Source organism: Nocardia yamanashiensis NBRC 100130 (assembly GCF_001613325.1).
In the GTDB taxonomy this organism is placed as follows: Bacteria; Actinomycetota; Actinomycetes; order Mycobacteriales; family Mycobacteriaceae; genus Nocardia; species Nocardia yamanashiensis.
In genome coordinates, this window is the sequence record NZ_BDCD01000002.1 from 394,843 (window position 1) to 410,773 (window position 15,931).

Genomic DNA, 15,931 nt, shown 5'->3' on the forward strand with positions numbered 1-15,931 from the left:
GCACGTGAGGAATTCGAGCCGGGCGTCCATCGCCGGCCTCGGCATCACCGAGGTCGGCAAAATCTACGGCCGCAGCGCCACCGACTTCGCCGCCGACGCCGTCCGCCGCGCCGCCGCCGACGCTGGATTGCGGACAACAGACATCGACGGACTGCTGGTCTCCAGTGGCCTGAGGCGCGATCTCGGCATCTCCCTGGGCAATGTTCTCGGACTGCGCGATCTGCGGCTGCTCACCGAAATGAACGCCTACGGTGCCACCGCGGGGTCGATGCTGACGTACGCGGCCGCCGCGGTGACGAGCGGTATGGCCGAGACCGTGGCATGTGTTTTCGCCGACGCGCCATTGCAACCCAAACTGTCCGCGGGTGCGGCCTATACCGGACGCGGCCGCAAACCGGCCACCGGCTTCGCGAGCTACAACATCGCCAGTGGTATCACCAACGCGAATGCCAGATACGCGCTCGCCACCCGTCGGCACATGGAGACCTACGGGACGACCAGTGAGCAGCTCGGGCACATCGCGGTCGCACAGCGATCCTGGGCCGCGCTGAATCCTCTTGCCCAGCTGCGTGATCCGATCACGTTGGCGGACCACCAGAATTCCCGCTGGATCGCCGACCCCCTGCATCTGCTCGACTGCTGTCTCGTCTCCAACGGCGGGGCCGCGGTGATCGTCACCACCGCGGAGCGGGCACGAAACCTCGCGCAGCCGCCGGTCGACATCCTCGGCTGGGGTCAGGGCCATCCCGGTCAGCTCGCCGAACGGGGCTCGGAGTTCGGATTGCGCACGGGCGCAGCGATTTCCGGCCCGACCGCGCTGAAGATGGCCGGGGTCTCCGTAGGCGACGTCGACCTCGTCGAACTCTACGACTGCTACACCTTCACGGTCCTGATCACCTTGGAGGACTACGGATTCTGCGCGAAGGGTGAGGGCGGCGCGTTCGTCGCCGACGGGCGGCTCGGACCGGGAGGCGCTTTGCCGCTCAATACCGGTGGCGGGCAGCTGTCGTCGTATTACCTGTGGGGTATGACGCCTCTCACCGAAGCTGTCATCCAGGGCCGTGGTCAGGCGGGCGAGCGCCAGGTGGGCAAACGTGACGTGATCTTGGTCAGTGGCAACGGCGGTGTCCTCGATCACCATTCGACTCTCGTCTTGAAGGGGGCGTGACAACCGTGACCATAGAGATCTCCGGTCCCCCGGTCGTGCGCGACGAACGCAGTGCCGAGTTCTTCGATGCCAGCGCGGCCGACTGCCTGCTCATCCGTAAGTGCTCCGATTGCGGTCATCCGCTCGGTCTGGAATCGCGCACCTGTTCATGCGGAAGCTCGAACCTGGAGTGGCACAACGCATCCGGTTCAGGTGAGCTGATTTCGTGGTCGGTGGTCCACCATCCGCCGCATCCGGCCTTCGCGGACCAGGTGCCCTTCCCGGTCGGACTGATCGAACTGGACGAGGGACCTTGGCTCAACGCGCGCATCGTCGGCATCGAACCGGACCGGTTGCATGCCGGGTTGTCCCTGACCGTCGCGTTCGTCCATCCCGCGGAGGGCGACTCGTATCCGGTGTTCGCCCCGGCGACCTCGAGTCCGAAGGAGGCCTAGTTGTCTGTGATCCTGACGGAAGAACAGCGCGCGTTCGCCGCAGCGCTTCGAGCCTTCTCCGATCGAGAGGCCGGCACCCGTGAGCAGCTCGCCGCGCTCTCCGATGAGCGCTTCCGCGGGCACAATCCCGATCTGCACGAGAAGCTCGCGAAGCTGGGATATGTCGGCGTCGGCATCTCGGAAGCGCACGAGGGCGGTGGCGGCGGGGCTGTGGAACTCTGCCTGCTGATCGAGGAGGTCAACCGCGGTTTGCTTCCGGTCGCGGGGCTCGGAGTCAGCATGATCGTCGCGAGTCCCTACGAGCGGTTCGGCACCGAGGAACAGAAGCGGGAAATCCTCGGTGGCATCTGCGCGGGCCGGGTCGAGGCGATCGCCATGAGCGAGCCGGACGCCGGATCCGATGTCGCCAACCTGTCCACCCGAGCCGTGTTGTCCGGCGACCACTACGTGATCAACGGACAGAAGATGTGGACCACCGCGGCACACGTCGCGGATCATCTGCTCGTCGTGTGCCGGACCGAGCCTGCGAGCACACGGCACGAGGGCCTGAGCATGATCAGCGTGCCGACTTCGGCACCCGGCCTGACGATTCGAGCAATCGAGACCATGGGCGGCAGCGAGGTGAACGAGGTCTTCTTCACCGATGTCCGTGTTCCGGCCGACCGGCTCCTGGGCACCCCTGGCGACGGCTGGCGGCAGCTGATGGCAGGGCTCAACCACGAACGGCTGCTCTGCGCCGCGCAGGGCCTGGGCCGTGCGCAGCGCGCCTTCGACGATGCGGTGGCGTATGTCAAGGAGCGCAAGCAGTTCGGGCGCACGATCGGCAGCTTCCAAGCCGTGCGCCACCGCCTTGCGGATCTCGCCACAGCGATCGAATCGACCCGGCACCTGGTCTACGGCATCGCGCACCTCGTCGACCAGAACCCCGAAACACCTTTGCCGCGCGAGGCTTCGATGGCCAAACTGCAGGCCGCCGAGCTCGCCAAACGCGCCACCCTCGAGGCGATGCAGCTGATGGGCGGCGCCGGATACGCCGTCGAGTTCGGAATGGAGCGCCAGGTTCGGCAGGCGATCGCGATAACGATCGGCGGCGGCGTCTCCGAGGTTCAGCGCGACATCATCGCCAAATCCTACGGGCTCTGAGTTCGCTGCTCGCTCAACGGATCCCGTTCGACAACGCATCCCCGCATGCTTCTGTTCTCCCGATGAAGGAATCGAGATGACCTCACAGATCACACCCGAACGGCTGGCGTCGTTGTTCCGCCCGCGCAGCGTCGCGCTCGTCGGTGCTTCGGACAAATCGGGGTTCTCCCTCACGACGTACCGCAATCTGCTGAAGGCAGGCTTCGGCGACCGAGTGATCCTGGTCAACCGTCGCGGCGTGGAAACACACCGGCGGCCCACGGTCACCTCGTGTGCCGCGATCGGCGAACCGGTCGATGTCGCGTTCATGATGGTGCCGCAGGCCGGCATGCGCGATGCGCTCACCGATGCGGCCGCGGCCGGGATCCGCAACGCGGTCGTGCTGTCGTCCGGGTACGGGGAGACGGGTGCGGCCGGTCGGCGCGCACAGACCGAACTGGTCGCCCACGCCGAATCGCTGGGCATGGTGCTGCTGGGACCGAACCACCTCGGCTTCGCCAATTTCGCCGAGCAGGTGCCGGTCGCGGCGATCCCCGGTCTGCCGCGTGAGTCCGGGCCGGTGGCGCTGCTATCACAGAGCGGGGCCAGTTGCGGCGCGATGGTGGATTTCGCGGCCATGACCGGTATCGGACTGTCCTACCTGGTCACCCTCGGCAACGAAGCGATGATCACGGCCGGACATGTGCTGGATTACCTCGTGGACGATGAGCACACCCGGGCGGTGGCGATCTTCATGGAGGCCATCCGTGATCCGGAGGTGTTCCGCGCCGCCGCCCGCCGGGCCGCCGAAGCCGGCAAGGCCGTGGTGGTGCTCAAGGCCGGCAGCAGCGAACTGTCCGCGCGCACCGCGGCGGCGCACACCGGCGCGCTGGTCGGGGACGACGCCACGATCGACGCGATATTCCGCGACCTCGGGGTCATCCGGGTCGACACCGTCGAGGACATGCTGATCACCGCCGGCGCCGCGGCGCACCTCGGACGCTTGGAGCGGCCCGGGATCGGTGTGGTGTCGATTTCCGGTGGGGCATGCGACATCCTGGCCGATCGCGCCGATGACATCGGCGCACCGCTGCCCACCATCGCCGAGGACACGGTGGCTCGGTTGACCGCGATCCTGCCCGAATACGGCACGGTGCAGAACCCACTGGACGTCACCGGCGCGGCGATCATCGACCCCGGCATCTTCACCCGCTGCATCGAGGCGATGTCGGCCGACCCCTCCGTCGGGGTGGTCGCGGTGATCAACACCCTGCCCTGGCAGGGTAGTGACAACAAACCGTATGCGGCCCAGACAGCCATCAACGCCATCGGCGCCGGTATCGGCAAGGCCGCCGGACCGGTGGTCTACGTCAGCCAGGTGGTCCAGCCGATCACCGCCTATACCCGTCGAGTCATGGACGAAGCGGAGATCCCCTATGCCGTACCCGGACTGAAGCAGGCCGTGGTCGCCTTGCGCAATATCGGCTGGTGGTCGGAGACGACCAGGGATCTGAACAGCCCGCGAACACTCGACGCGCCGCAAGTATCGCCCACGATGCGCGACAGACGGGGTCCGTGGTCGGAAGAATCAGCCCGCCGATTGCTCACCGAGGCAGGCATTCCAGTGATCCCGGGCAGGCTGGTCGACTCCGCGGACGACGCCGTCGCGGCAGCGGCCGAGTTCGACGGAGCCGTCGCGGTGAAGATCGTGTCGCCGGACATCCTGCACAAGAGCGACCTGGGCGGCGTGCGCCTCGGAGTGACCGGTGACGGAGAGGTCCGTCGGGCGTACCGGGAGGTCGTCGCGGCAGCCGAGGCGGTTCCGGACGCCCGGATCGAGGGCGTGCTGGTGTCGCCGATGCGTTCGGGCGGTGTGGAACTGCTCGTCGGCGTCGTGCGTGACCCACAGTGGGGGCTGATGCTCGCGGTCGCACTTGGCGGAGTGTTCGTCGAAGCCCTGCGCGACTCCGCTCTGACGCCCCTCCCCGTCACCCCGGCCAAGGCCCGCCGTCTCCTCGGGGAGTTGCGTGGCCTCCCGCTGCTACAGGGTGCTCGTGGCACGGAACCCGCCGATCTCGACGCCCTCGCGGCCGTGATCTCCCGCGTCGGATCTCTCGCCGAGGCGTTGGGCGAGGACCTCGAATCACTGGAAATCAACCCCTTGCGAGTGGCGGGCACCATGGTCGAAGCCCTGGACGCCCTGGTCACCTGGAAGGACGACGCCTGACGTTACGGTGCGCGACGGAGTGGCGGCGTGCGGTCGCGATCGATGCAGGGCACACTCCTCGGGTTGAGAGCTTCATCGCCCCCGACACCGAGGCCACGATGACACCGATTCCGGATGGTTTGTCGCTCAACACGCTTGGTGAACTTCCGCAGTACCCGCCAGGCACATCGTTCGGCCCCGATATCGACATCGCCCACGAGATCCTGCTGTCCGACACCGGCGAGGAGGTGAAACGGGCGGCGTTTCTCGACTGGGTTGCGCGGCATCAACCTTGCGTCTTCGGGCGAATGGCCACCAAGACGGGCAAGCCGGCGCGCGGATTGGCGATGGACCTGTGCTGGATCGGTGAGCGGATCCTGGCGGCCGGCCCGCTCGCGGTCGCCGCGCGGATCGCCGAGGGCCGCCGCATCTGGAAGGAACGGGCCGCCCGCGGCGAAAGTAGTGCCTTCCTAGTCATATTCAACGACCGTCGCCTAGCCTATGCCCGGCCGGGCCTCGAATTCGTGCGGCTGTGCAGCGAGTTGGCGTCGCTGTATCTCACCGAGCTGGCGCCCATCCAGCCCGACGTCATCTACACCGAGGCGATCCCGCTGCGCGGGCGTGATGGGGTGCTGCGCTTGTTCAAAGGCAGTGTGCAGCTGTTTCACACCGGTGCGCACCTGCGTCGCCATCATGACCGCCGGATACCCGGCGGCGTGATGATCTCGGTGAACGGCCCCGGACACTACGCCAATTCCCTTGTCACCCAGAGCTTGTACGCGGACCTGGCCGAAGCCGCGCCCGTGGTCCGCCGTTTGGCCGCGCGCTCGATCGGCGCGGGCGGTCTCGGCGACGACCGTGCGCGCAGCACCACCTGGCACCGCGACGCCCGAACTGCCGAACGCGACACCGCCCGTTGGTTCTCCGCGGCCTATCACCTCGACGTTCTCGTCCAATCCGATGTGGTCAGCGACCCCAGCCTGCGCACTGGTCCCTGCCCAGCCGCCGAACAATGGTCCTGGCTGCACCTGGACTACATCGACGCCCGGCACACCACCTCCGCCGACCGTACCCACGGCTGGTTCCACGGGATGCCGATCAATGACAACGACATGCACCACAACCCGTGGCCGCCAGTCGTTCCCATCGACGCACCGGACTTCAACTACTGATCCGTCGGCTGCTACGGGGGTCGCCCGGAAGGACAGCCACCTGATGTGCAGGCGTCCTATTTGTGCGCGAATTCGCTCAGGTGCAGGCATATTTCGTCGATGGCGTGCTTGGCTTGGGGGAACAGGGCGACCTCGGAGAGGAAGCCGTGGAAGACGCCCGAGTGTCGGGTCAGGGTCACCGGGACTTCGTCGCGCCACAGGCGGGCGGCGTATGCCTCGGCGTCGTCGCGCAGCGGGTCGACTTCGGCGGTGAGGATCAGCGCGGGTGGCAGGTCGCGGAGTGTGGCTGCGCGCAGGGGTGCGGCGAGCTGGTCGCCGCCGGGGTGGTCCGGGCCGACGTACTGTTCCCAGCACCAGCGCGCGTCGGCGGCGCTGAGCAGGGGCGCGTCGGCGAACTCGGTCCACGCCGGGGAGGTGAAGGTGTCGTCTACGGCGGGGTAGGCGAGGATCTGGGTGCGGGGGAGGCGGCGGCCCGCGTCACGGCGGTGCAGGCACAGTGCCGCGGCGAGATTGCCGCCCGCGGAGTCGCCGGCGATGGCGATCCGGTCCGGGTCGAGGCCGAGTTCCGTGGCATTGCGGACCAGCCAGTCGAAAGCGTCGACGCAGTCGTGTAGTGCTGCGGGGTAAGGGTTTTCGGGGGCCAGGCGGTATTCCAGGGAGATGACCGTCCAGCCGGAGCCGGCGGCGATCGCCCGGCACAGTTCGTCCGCGCCGTCCAGGGTGCCGAGGACGAACCCGCCGCCGTGCAGGTAGACGACGGCGGGTGCGAAGCCGCCGCCGGACGTATCGTCCGCGCGGTACCGGCGAGCGGTGATCGAACCTGAACGCGTCGATATGGTCAGTTGATCAACTTGGTTCAACGGGGTGATCGGCTCGGGTGGCGCTTGCGTGTTCGCCACCGCCCGGGCCTCTTCCGGCCCCAGTTCACGCAGGGGTTTCGGGATGATCTGACCGAAGATGCGGGCCATGGCCGCGGCATTGTCATCGAGCAGTTTCCAGCATTCGGGGGTGCTGTCGTTCATGGAAAGCCTCGCAAGTCGTTGACAGGAAGTGATTTGTGCCTCACGATCATAGTCACATGACTCAGTCATATGACTATGAAGTCGTGTTTCCTCGGGATCCTGCCGCTGGTCTGCCGCGCACGCGATCTCGTCGCACGAAAGGACAATCACATGACCGAAACGACGATCGGTCTCGCGGTACGCGGGGCTGACGCGGTCGGCGGGGTCGACATCCGGATCGAGGACGACGCCAGTCCGATGGTCCGGTTGATCGGCCGGACCATCGCCGATTCCGTACGCGCCAACGGCAAGGACGCCGTCGCGGCTTGCGAGGGCACGATCGCCGTCCGCTCGCACGACACCCCGCAGGCCGTCACGGTCACCATCGCCGACGGTGTCGTCGCGGTGTCGAGCGGCGTATTCGTCGAGCCCGATATCAGCGTGACCGTCGATCTGAACGGGCGATGCGCCCTGGTCGGGGCGCCCAGTGACGCAGACGATCTCGCGGTCGCGGTGCAGGCGCTGCTGTCGCCGCCGCTGCCGGACTGGCGGGCGGCCGCGGAGTCGTTCTGGGCTGCCGCACGCTCGGTGCCGGGCATTCCCGACATGCTCGTCGCGATCACCGAAGGTCCGGACGGCATCGATCAGCACGTCGTCGGCGAAGGCGACACCCACTACGTCATCGCGGGGCCGCCGGAGCTGCTGGCCGGGATCTTCTCCGGCGCCGACGATCTGATCGCCGCGCTGTCCACCGGTCTGGTCGGCGTGCGCGGCACGCTCTCGCAGCTGTCGGTGCTGGTCGCCGCTTCTTGGAAGGTTCGTTACGATGTCTGAAATCACCACCGTCACCGTCGATCTGGACGATTCGGTGCACACCGTCCGGCTCGAGGCCACCAATCACGAGGGCTGTTTCCTCGGAAAGAACGTGGCGCGCAAGAAGTTCGCCGCCAGTGCGGATTCGGGGTTCGCGATGGCCGATCTGCTCTTCGGCCTCGATCTGGGCAATGCGCCGACCTTCGGGTTTCCCTTCCCGGAGTGGCGAGGGCACGTCTCGGACGTGCAGTTCCGGCCCGATCTGTCGACGCTGATCGAATGGGAGCCCGGTCTGCGGTCGGTGATCGGCGACTATTGGCAGGCCGACGGCAGCCCGATCGGGATCTGTCCGCGCAATCTGGCCCGCGCCCTGGTCGAGCGGCTGGCCACCCGCGGTTACACCGCGACCGTCGCCGTCGAGATCGAGGCGACCGTGTTCCAGGAGTCCATCCACGAGGCGCGGGCCAAGAGCTATCGCGACCTGACCCCGCTCGGCGGCTCCGCCGGAACCGCGTATCACCTTGCCAAATCCAAGGATTGGGTCGAGTACATGTCGGCGGTCGCGCGCCGCCTGGACGAGATCGGCATCGAGTGGGAAGCCTGGAGCGATGAGGACGCGGCCGGTCAGGTCGAATTGAATCTGGTGCCCGGAGATCCAGTGTCGGTGTGCGACAACTGGGCTCGCGCCCGGCAGGTGATGCGGGAGGTGGCCTTCGAACTCGGCCACACCGTGACCTTCATGGCCAAGCCGACCGCCGGATACGGGCAGGCGTCGCACGTGAATCTGTCCCTGCAACGCGACGGCGTCAATGCCTTCTACGCGCCCGACGGGCCGTCGGCCACCATGCGGCACGCGGTCGCCGGACTGCTCGCGACCATGCGCGGCGCGACCTCGGTGATGCTGCCGCAGATCACCTCCTACCGCCGCTTGGTCGATCTGAGCGGCCCGCCCACCACCGTGACCTGGGGTATCGCCAACAAGAGCACCGCGGTGCGCGCGGTGGTCGGCCACCCCTCGCAGTCCCGGCTCGAATATCGGCTGCCGGGTGCGGACGCGAATCTGTACCTCGCGGTCGCGACGATTCTCGCGGGCGTGATCGCCGGACTCGACGGCGGGCTCGAACCGCCCGAACCGGTCAGCGATCTGGCCTGGTGCGTACCGGATCTGGAGCGGCTGCCCGACACGATCACCAAGGCGGCCGCCGCACTCGAGGTCGATCCGATCCTGCGCGCGCAGCTCGGCGACGAATTCGTCGACTACTGGGTCGGCACCCGCCGCTGGGAATGGATGCAGTTCCACACCACCGGCGGTGACCCCTTCGCCGAACTGTCGGAATGGGAATCGGCCCGCTACTTCGAGTTCCCGTGACCGCGCGCGAGACGATCCCGCCGCTGATCGGCACCACCGGCCGGCGGGTGCGGCTCGGACTGGTCGAGGGCTTGGACCCCCGCTACGGTCATCTGTTCGCCGACACGTTCATGTCCGATTTCTCCGAGCGGATCGCCGGGGCGGGCGGGGTTCCGGTGAACCTGCCCTACGACGCCGATCCGGAAGCGTTGTGCCACTGGCTTTCCGGGGTGATCATCACCGGCGGCCAGGATGTGCACCCCGCGTGCTGGGGCGGCGATCCGGCGGTGGTCCGGGACGTGGATCCGCGCGATGACCCGATGGTCCACGATGTCGAACGCGACCGGTTCGAAATCGCGCTGGTGCGCGCCGCGCTGGACCGCGGTATCCCGGTGCTCGGCGTGTGCCGCGGCCTGCAGATCCTCAATGTCGCCCTGGGCGGCACCCTGATTCCGCATCTGGGGCCGAGTTCGGTCGAGCACCTGTCGATGTCGCCGCCGATCACCGACGGCGCCGACGATCACAAGGTCCGCTTCGAGCCCGGATCGGTCGCCGAACGGATCTTCGGCGCGAGCGCGGTGACGAATTCCTGGCACCACCAGGCCGTCGACCGCTGCGGTGCGGGGCTGATCGTCACCGGCCGCACGTCCGACGGCGTCGTGGAGGCGGTGGAACTGCCGGGCCGGCCGGTGCTGGGCGTGCAGTGGCATCCGGAATGGATGGAACGCACCGACCCGTCGTTGAGCTGGCTCGTCGCCGAGGCGAGCGTGCTCAGCGCACGTTCACCCAGGACATGAGCGGGCGCGGGGCTGCCTCGGGGACGGGCCGCGGACCCGGTGTGTCCGCGCCGGGCTCGAGGTTGACGGCCATCCAGGCGTCCAGTGCGCCCAGGGTGAGTTCGATCTGGCGGCGGGCCGCGGCATCGTCGGTGAACACCAGCCAGTTGAGCGCGAACCCGTCCGACAGGGTGGTCACCATGTAGATCAGCGCCTCGACGGTGTCCGGCGCGATCGTCTCGCCCGAGGCGGTCGCGGCGGCGTCGACGATGGTGCGCATGGTGGTGAACGCCTCGCTGTAGACCATCTCGGCCTGCTTGTCCGACTGGCGGCGGGCCCAGCTGATCAATTCGATGACGGCCGCGCCCAATTCGGGATTGGCGAGGTACCACTCCATCACCCCGCGCAGCAGCGCCCGCGCGCTGGTGCGGACATCACCGTGAATATCGTTGCGCGTCAGCACATCCCGGTACTGCGCCGCGACGTGCTCGAAGACGGCCGCGAACAGCAGCTCCTTCGTGGCGAAGCAGTAGTGCAGGGTGGCCAGCGGCGCGCCGGCCTCCTGCGCGATGCTGCGCGTGGTCGCCCCGTCCACGCCACGCGCGGCGATCATGCGCACCGCTGCGGCCACCAGATCGGCGCGACGTTCGGCAGAGGGGATGCGGGCCATGCGCTGCTCCTGTCGAAATTTCTGATCGGTTGATCAAGTCAATTCTGACACTACCAGCCGTCAAGGCCGATTGCGGGCAGGTGGCCCGCTGTTTTTCAAAGACTGGATCAAATGACTTGATCAAATGATCGTGTCGGACTATCGTTATGACTGGCGTCACAAGCCGGCTCCGATCTACGAGCCGCTCGCCATCGCACACTCCGAAGAGGACCCCCGTGATCCACGAAGCTTCAGTCCATCCCGAACGGGTCGGTGACATCGAACGCCTGGCCCTGGATCCGCCGATCGGCACGCTGGTCGGGCTGTTGGCGCATCAGGCCCGGCATTCCGGTGAGTGCGAGTTCCTGCGGTTCGAGGACGGTTCCTGGACTTTCGGGGAGATCGCGGACTGGACCGCGCGTCTGGCGCGGCGGCTGATCGCCGAGGACGGCGTCCGTCCGGGCGACCGGGTCGCGATCATGCTGCCCAACCAGGTGCGATGGCCGGTCGCCTGGCTGTCGATCCTCACGGCGGGTGCGGTCGCGGTACCGGTGAACTCGGCATACCAGCGGGCCGACCTGGAATTCGTGCTCCGGGATTCCGGTGCGCGACTGGTGTTCACCGACGCGGAACACGCCCTGCTCGTCGAGCAGGTGCGCATCGCGAACAACGATCTGGCCGATGTCCGGGTCATCGAGGTCGCCGCGCCCGGGGAGCTCACGCGGTTCCCCGCGGATCCGCCTGAGGTCGAAATCACCGGCAGCACGCTCGCCAACCTCCAATACACCTCGGGGACAACCGGTTTCCCGAAGGCCTGCATGCTGACCCACGACTATTGGACCAGGCTCGGATGGGTCTGCGCCCATGCGTCGGGGCTCGGCGCGGGCGATGTGGCGCTCACCTCGCAGCCGTTCTCGTATATGGATCCGCAGTGGAACACCGCGTTGTGCCTGACGATCGGCGCGCCGCTGGTGGTGCTGCCCCGCTTCTCGGCCTCGGGCTTCATGGCCGACGTCCGCAGGCATCGGGCCACGTTCTGCTACGTGCTCGGCTCGATGCCGACCCTGCTGTTCAAACAGCCGCCCGATCCCCGGGATCGCGACAACCAGCTGCGGCTCGTGCTGTGCTCGGCCATCCCCGCCGCGCTGCACGAACAGCTCGAAAAGCGCTGGGGCGCGCCGTGGCGAGAGATCTTCGGAATGACCGAGAGCGGCGTCGACCTGGTCAGCCTGCCCGATGACACCGCGGATGTCGGCAGCGGCCGGCTGGGCCGGCCGGTGCCCACCAAACAGGTCCGGGTGGTCGACCCGCAGGGGATCGACGTCGCCGAGGGGCAATCCGGTGAACTGATCACCTCGGGTCTGCCGATGATGCTCGGCTACTGGAATCGGCCCGGCGATACCGCGCAGGTGCTGCGCGGCGGCTGGCTGCACACCGGCGATCTGGCGGTGCGGGAGGCGGGCGGCTACCGCTTGGTGGGCCGGCTCAAGGACATGGTCCGGCGCGGCGGGGAGAACATCGCCAGCGCCGAGGTCGAAAGGGCGCTCGAACGCGACCGCAGCGTCGTCGCGACGGCGGTGCTCGGCGTGCCGGATGAACTGTTCGGCGAGGAGGTCAAAGCCTTCGTGCAACTGGCCCCCGGTGTCGAAGACAGCGAAACGACCGCGCGGCTGATCGTCGAGGCCGCGCGAAACCAGCTGGCGCGCTTCAAGGTTCCCCGCTACGTGGAATTCGTCGACGACTTCCCTCGCACTCCGTCCGAGCGGGTGTCCAAACCGGTGCTGCGGGCGCGGTCCGCCGAGCGACCCGGCATCACCTACGACCTGCGACCGTCGCGGCACGGCAGCTGAGGAGCCGGATATGACCGACAATCATGTGAACGTGCGCATCGACGACGACGTCGCGGTGCTCACACTGAATCGGCCCGCCAAGCTGAACGCGCTGGATTCGGATGCGCGAGTGCTGCTCGCGCGGACCATCCGCCATTTCGGTGCGGGGGAGCGAGTGCGCGGGATCGTGCTCACGGGCGCGGGCCGGGCCTTCTCCGCCGGTGAGGATCTCCAGCGGGTTCCGGCGTCCTATGCCGAGATCCGGGTGGCGTTCGCGACCTTCCACGACATCACGCGCGCGATTCTCGAGACGAAAGTCCCGGTGATCGCGGCCGTGAACGGGATCGCGGTCGGCGGCGCCTCGGAGATCACCCTGTGCTGCGACGCCCGGATCGGCACTCCGGCCGCCGAGTACTTTCAGCCCGAAAACCACCGCGGGATCATCGTTTCCAACGCCTCCAGCATTCTCCTGCGTCGCCTGGTCCGCAATCACGCCATGCGAATCATCCTGGGCTCGAACCGGATCGGTGCCGACGAGGCTCGGCGGATCGGCCTGCTCGACGAGATCGTCGCCCCGGAGGGCCTGGTGCCGCACGCGGCCGAGACGGCGCGGCGGTGGAACTCCGATCCCCGGATCACCGCACTGCATCTGGGACTGCTGCGACCGCGTCCCGAAGACATCGAAGCCGCCTTCGCACGCGAAGACGAAGCGGCCCGCCTGGCGTGGGAGTCCGGTGCCTTCAGCGAAGGCGTCGAGGGCTTCTGGGCCACGAAGAACCCGGCGCCGGCGGCGCCCGCACCGAGCAATCCAGATCGGAGACACTGATGATCACCACCGAAGCAGCGCTGCTCACCGCGCTGAACGCACCCCTGGAGTTCACCGAGATCCAGGTGGACGATCCGCAGCCGCACGAAGTCCGAGTCGCGGTCTCGAATGTCGGCCTGTGCCACAGCGATCTGCATTACATGACCGGCACCGTGCACGCCGATCTGCCGGTGGTGGTCGGTCACGAGCTCGCGGGCGTCGTGGAATCCGTCGGTTCCGCGGTGACTTCGCTGCGTCCGGGAGACCGAGTCGTCGGTGCCCTCACGCCCTCGTGCGGGCTGTGCCGCAACTGTCAGGTCGGGCATTCGACCCAATGTCAGCGGGTATCCCAGATCCGGCAGCGCCCCCGGCCCGCCTTCCAACTGCCCGGCGGCCGGGTGGTCGAGCGGCTCGGCGATGTGGGCGCGTTCTCCCGGCACACGCTGATGCGAGAGAACTCGCTGGTGAAAATGCCCGACGACGTGGGCCTCGAAGTGGGCTGCCTGCTCTCGTGCTGCATCATCACCGGTGTCGGCGCGGTATTCCGCGGCGCACGGGTCCGGCCCGGCGCGACCGTCGCCGTAATCGGTTGCGGCGGAGTCGGTTCAGCGATCATTCAGGGCGCACGCCTGGCCGGTGCTTCGGCGATCGTCGCCGTCGACCTGGACGATGCCCGGCTGTCAGCGGCCCGGACCTACGGCGCCACCCACACCGTGAACGGCGCCACCGATGTTCCCGCCGAGATCATGCGCCTGCTCGGCGATGGCGTCGACTACGCGTTCGAAGCCGTCGGCTCCGCCCGGACCGCCGCCACCGCCGTAGCGGTTCTGCGCGCCACCGGAACCGCCTGCCTGGTCGGAATCGCCCCCGACGGAACCGAATTGACGCTCCCGGCCTCGGATTTCTTCTTCGGCGAGAAACGCCTGATCGGCTCCTATATGGGCTCGGGCCAGGCACGCGAGGACATCGCCCAGTTCGCCCGCCTGTACCTACAGGGCGGCCTGCTGCTCGACGAGATGGTCAGCGACATCATCCCCTTCCACGCGCTCGACAAGGGCTTCGAGGCGATGAAGTCCGGCGAGGTGACCCGCATCGTCGCCGACCTCACCGTGTGACCCCCGCATCCCGAACGCCGAAGGAGCCGCAGATGTCGAATCCGCAACTGCCCCAGCCGATCAACTACATCGCCGACGAATGGTCCGACTGCGTGACCATCCCGGACGCCTGGAATCTCGACCCCAACACCGGCCATCCCGTACACCGTGCCGTCACCACCCGCCTGCAGGACGTGGAACGCGCACTGCGCCACGCCGAACAGTCCTACGGCTTCGCGCGCTGGGACGACGCGGCGAGCGAGGAACGCGCCGCCGTGCTCGACCGCGCGGCCGACCTCCTCGCGACCCGGATCGAGGACATCGCCCGCACCGACGCCCTCACCAGTGGCGTCCCCATCGCCAGGACCCGCACCATCGCACAGTTCCTGCCGCACCGGATCCGCTCCGCGGCAGCGGATCTGCGCACCATCCCGCGACGTACGGCCCTGGCGGCCGACGGGCGCGACGTGCGGCTGTACAAGGTTCCGTGGGGACCGGCGGCCATCCTCACCCCGTGGAACGGCCCGAGCTTCATCCCCGCGGCGAAGGTGGCCAGTGCGCTCGCCGCCGGATGCCCCGTCATCCTCAAGCCGTCCGAGCACGCGCCCAGTAGCGCCCAGATCATCGTCGAGTGCTTCGTCGCGGCCGGATTACCCTCGGGCGCACTGCAACTCGTGCACGGCGCGGGCGATGTGGGCGCGGCGATCACCAGTGATCACCGGGTGCGGATCGTCTCGTTCACCGGCGGCCCGAACGCCGGTCGCGCCATCGCCCGCGCGGCGGCCGAGGACTTCAAGGTGCTCCAGCTCGAACTCGGCGGCAACAACCCGGCCCTGGTGCTGGCCGACGCCGATATCGACGTCACCGCCGACGGCCTCCTCGACGGCATGACCAAACTCAACGGCCAATGGTGCGAGGGACCGGGAAAGGTGCTTGCGCACCACAGTCTCGTCGCACCACTGCGCGAGGCCCTGCTGGATCGCCTGGCGCGCCTGGAGATCGGCCACTCCCTGGACGAGAACACCCAGCTCGGCCCCATCTCGAACGCCCCGCACTTCGCCACCCTGCACAACCGCATCGACGCATTGCGCTCCCACGGCGCGGTCATCGATCAGCCCGCGAAACTTCCGGAGCTCGACGGCTTCTTCCTCTCGCCCGCCGTCGCCTCTGGCATCGACCCGGCGCTCGCCACCGCAGAGCTATTCGGGCCGCTCATCACCCTGCACGGCGTCGAATCCGACGAAGACGCCCTGCGCGTGGCCAATGCCAACCCGTCCGGCCTGGACGCCTACGTCTTCGGCCGCGATCTGGACCATGCCATCGACATCGGTGCGCGCATCCGATCGGGAGAGGTGCGCGTGAACGGCGCGAAGATCGCCGATCTCGCCGACGGCTCGGCCCAAAGCTTCTGGGGCACAGCGGGAATCGGCGGGCACGCCCCCGGTGAATCCGTCCGGGTGTTCTGCGGCGACCGCGTGGTCGGCGTCGATTCCCCCGACCTGCCCCTGTAACCA

14 protein-coding genes are annotated in these 15,931 nt (G+C 68.0%); 12 read left to right on the plus strand and 2 right to left on the minus strand.

The genetic code is table 11. The annotated features are described in order from the left end of the window. Positions 1-4 precede the first annotated feature (4 nt). The 5 genes from NY1_RS01910 to NY1_RS01930 all read left to right on the plus strand — a co-directional run bounded on the left by NY1_RS01910 (position 5) and on the right by NY1_RS01930 (position 6,102). Positions 5-1,168 (plus strand): thiolase family protein, encoded by a 1,164-nt coding sequence (locus NY1_RS01910; protein WP_067707845.1) that lies wholly within the window; start codon positions 5-7, stop codon positions 1,166-1,168. Next, positions 1,165-1,602, plus strand: coding sequence for a Zn-ribbon domain-containing OB-fold protein (locus NY1_RS01915; RefSeq protein ID WP_084534537.1), 438 nt, complete (start codon positions 1,165-1,167; stop codon positions 1,600-1,602). The genes NY1_RS01910 and NY1_RS01915 overlap by 4 nt, the downstream gene beginning before the upstream one ends. Continuing rightward, positions 1,603-2,745: an acyl-CoA dehydrogenase family protein gene (locus tag NY1_RS01920; RefSeq protein ID WP_067707156.1), complete on the plus strand. Its 1,143-nt coding sequence runs from the start codon at positions 1,603-1,605 to the stop codon at positions 2,743-2,745. It begins immediately after the preceding gene. 76 nt (positions 2,746-2,821) lie between these two features. Continuing rightward, complete coding sequence (locus NY1_RS01925; protein WP_067707159.1) at positions 2,822-4,951, plus strand: acetate--CoA ligase family protein; 2,130 nt, start codon at positions 2,822-2,824, stop codon at positions 4,949-4,951. A 98-nt stretch (positions 4,952-5,049) separates the two neighbouring features. Beyond that, positions 5,050-6,102: a hypothetical protein gene (locus NY1_RS01930; RefSeq protein ID WP_067707163.1), complete on the plus strand. Its 1,053-nt coding sequence runs from the start codon at positions 5,050-5,052 to the stop codon at positions 6,100-6,102. Positions 6,103-6,158: 56 nt separating this feature from the next. Here the strand turns inward: NY1_RS01930 and NY1_RS01935 are convergent, their stop codons facing one another. Continuing rightward, on the minus strand, positions 6,159-7,124 hold the full coding sequence (locus tag NY1_RS01935; RefSeq protein WP_067707165.1) for an alpha/beta hydrolase: 966 nt from the start codon (positions 7,122-7,124) through the stop codon (positions 6,159-6,161). Positions 7,125-7,274: 150 nt separating this feature from the next. On the opposite strand from NY1_RS01935, the gene NY1_RS01940 reads away from it, so the two are divergent. Genes NY1_RS01940 through NY1_RS01950 form a run of 3 tightly spaced genes read left to right on the plus strand, consistent with a single transcriptional unit; the run spans position 7,275 to position 10,061 of the window. Then, the gene (locus NY1_RS01940) at positions 7,275-7,937 is read left to right on the plus strand and encodes a hypothetical protein (RefSeq protein WP_067707851.1); all 663 of its coding nucleotides are present in this window, start codon (positions 7,275-7,277) and stop codon (positions 7,935-7,937) included. Beyond that, positions 7,930-9,285, plus strand: a complete 1,356-nt coding sequence (locus tag NY1_RS01945) for a glutamine synthetase family protein (protein WP_067707167.1) — start codon at positions 7,930-7,932, stop codon at positions 9,283-9,285. The genes NY1_RS01940 and NY1_RS01945 overlap by 8 nt, the downstream gene beginning before the upstream one ends. After that, the gene (locus tag NY1_RS01950; protein WP_067707170.1) at positions 9,282-10,061 is read left to right on the plus strand and encodes a gamma-glutamyl-gamma-aminobutyrate hydrolase family protein; all 780 of its coding nucleotides are present in this window, start codon (positions 9,282-9,284) and stop codon (positions 10,059-10,061) included. Before NY1_RS01945 ends, NY1_RS01950 begins: the two co-directional genes overlap by 4 nt. On the opposite strand, the gene NY1_RS01955 is transcribed toward NY1_RS01950, so the two are convergent. Next, on the minus strand, positions 10,036-10,710 hold the full coding sequence (locus tag NY1_RS01955; RefSeq protein WP_067707173.1) for a TetR/AcrR family transcriptional regulator: 675 nt from the start codon (positions 10,708-10,710) through the stop codon (positions 10,036-10,038). The genes NY1_RS01950 and NY1_RS01955 overlap by 26 nt on opposite strands. Before the next feature lie 215 nt (positions 10,711-10,925). Between NY1_RS01955 and NY1_RS01960 the strand changes: the two genes are divergently transcribed. The 4 genes from NY1_RS01960 to NY1_RS01975 are packed head-to-tail and all read left to right on the plus strand — an operon-like array spanning position 10,926 to position 15,928. Beyond that, positions 10,926-12,539 (plus strand): AMP-binding protein, encoded by a 1,614-nt coding sequence (locus NY1_RS01960; protein ID WP_067707175.1) that lies wholly within the window; start codon positions 10,926-10,928, stop codon positions 12,537-12,539. A gap of 10 nt (positions 12,540-12,549) precedes the next feature. Continuing rightward, positions 12,550-13,344: an enoyl-CoA hydratase/isomerase family protein gene (locus NY1_RS01965; protein ID WP_067707178.1), complete on the plus strand. Its 795-nt coding sequence runs from the start codon at positions 12,550-12,552 to the stop codon at positions 13,342-13,344. Continuing rightward, positions 13,344-14,438 (plus strand): Zn-dependent alcohol dehydrogenase, encoded by a 1,095-nt coding sequence (locus tag NY1_RS01970; RefSeq protein ID WP_067707181.1) that lies wholly within the window; start codon positions 13,344-13,346, stop codon positions 14,436-14,438. Before NY1_RS01965 ends, NY1_RS01970 begins: the two co-directional genes overlap by 1 nt. A 32-nt stretch (positions 14,439-14,470) precedes the next feature. Continuing rightward, on the plus strand, positions 14,471-15,928 hold the full coding sequence (locus NY1_RS01975) for an aldehyde dehydrogenase family protein (protein WP_067707184.1): 1,458 nt from the start codon (positions 14,471-14,473) through the stop codon (positions 15,926-15,928). The last annotated feature ends 3 nt before the right edge of the window (positions 15,929-15,931 follow it).

Bases quoted from the DNA above. Each gene is read 5' to 3' on its own strand.
- NY1_RS01965 (WP_067707178.1), top strand. From the start codon at position 12,550: ATGACCGACAATCATGTGAACGTGCGCATCGACGACGACGTCGCGGTG.
- NY1_RS01930 (WP_067707163.1), top strand. From the start codon at position 5,050: ATGACACCGATTCCGGATGGTTTGTCGCTCAACACGCTTGGTGAACTT.
- NY1_RS01955 (WP_067707173.1), bottom strand. From the start codon at position 10,710: ATGGCCCGCATCCCCTCTGCCGAACGTCGCGCCGATCTGGTGGCCGCA.
- NY1_RS01945 (WP_067707167.1), top strand. From the start codon at position 7,930: ATGTCTGAAATCACCACCGTCACCGTCGATCTGGACGATTCGGTGCAC.
- NY1_RS01970 (WP_067707181.1), top strand. From the start codon at position 13,344: ATGATCACCACCGAAGCAGCGCTGCTCACCGCGCTGAACGCACCCCTG.
- NY1_RS01975 (WP_067707184.1), top strand. From the start codon at position 14,471: ATGTCGAATCCGCAACTGCCCCAGCCGATCAACTACATCGCCGACGAA.
- NY1_RS01925 (WP_067707159.1), top strand. From the start codon at position 2,822: ATGACCTCACAGATCACACCCGAACGGCTGGCGTCGTTGTTCCGCCCG.
- NY1_RS01940 (WP_067707851.1), top strand. From the start codon at position 7,275: ATGACCGAAACGACGATCGGTCTCGCGGTACGCGGGGCTGACGCGGTC.
- NY1_RS01935 (WP_067707165.1), bottom strand. From the start codon at position 7,124: ATGAACGACAGCACCCCCGAATGCTGGAAACTGCTCGATGACAATGCC.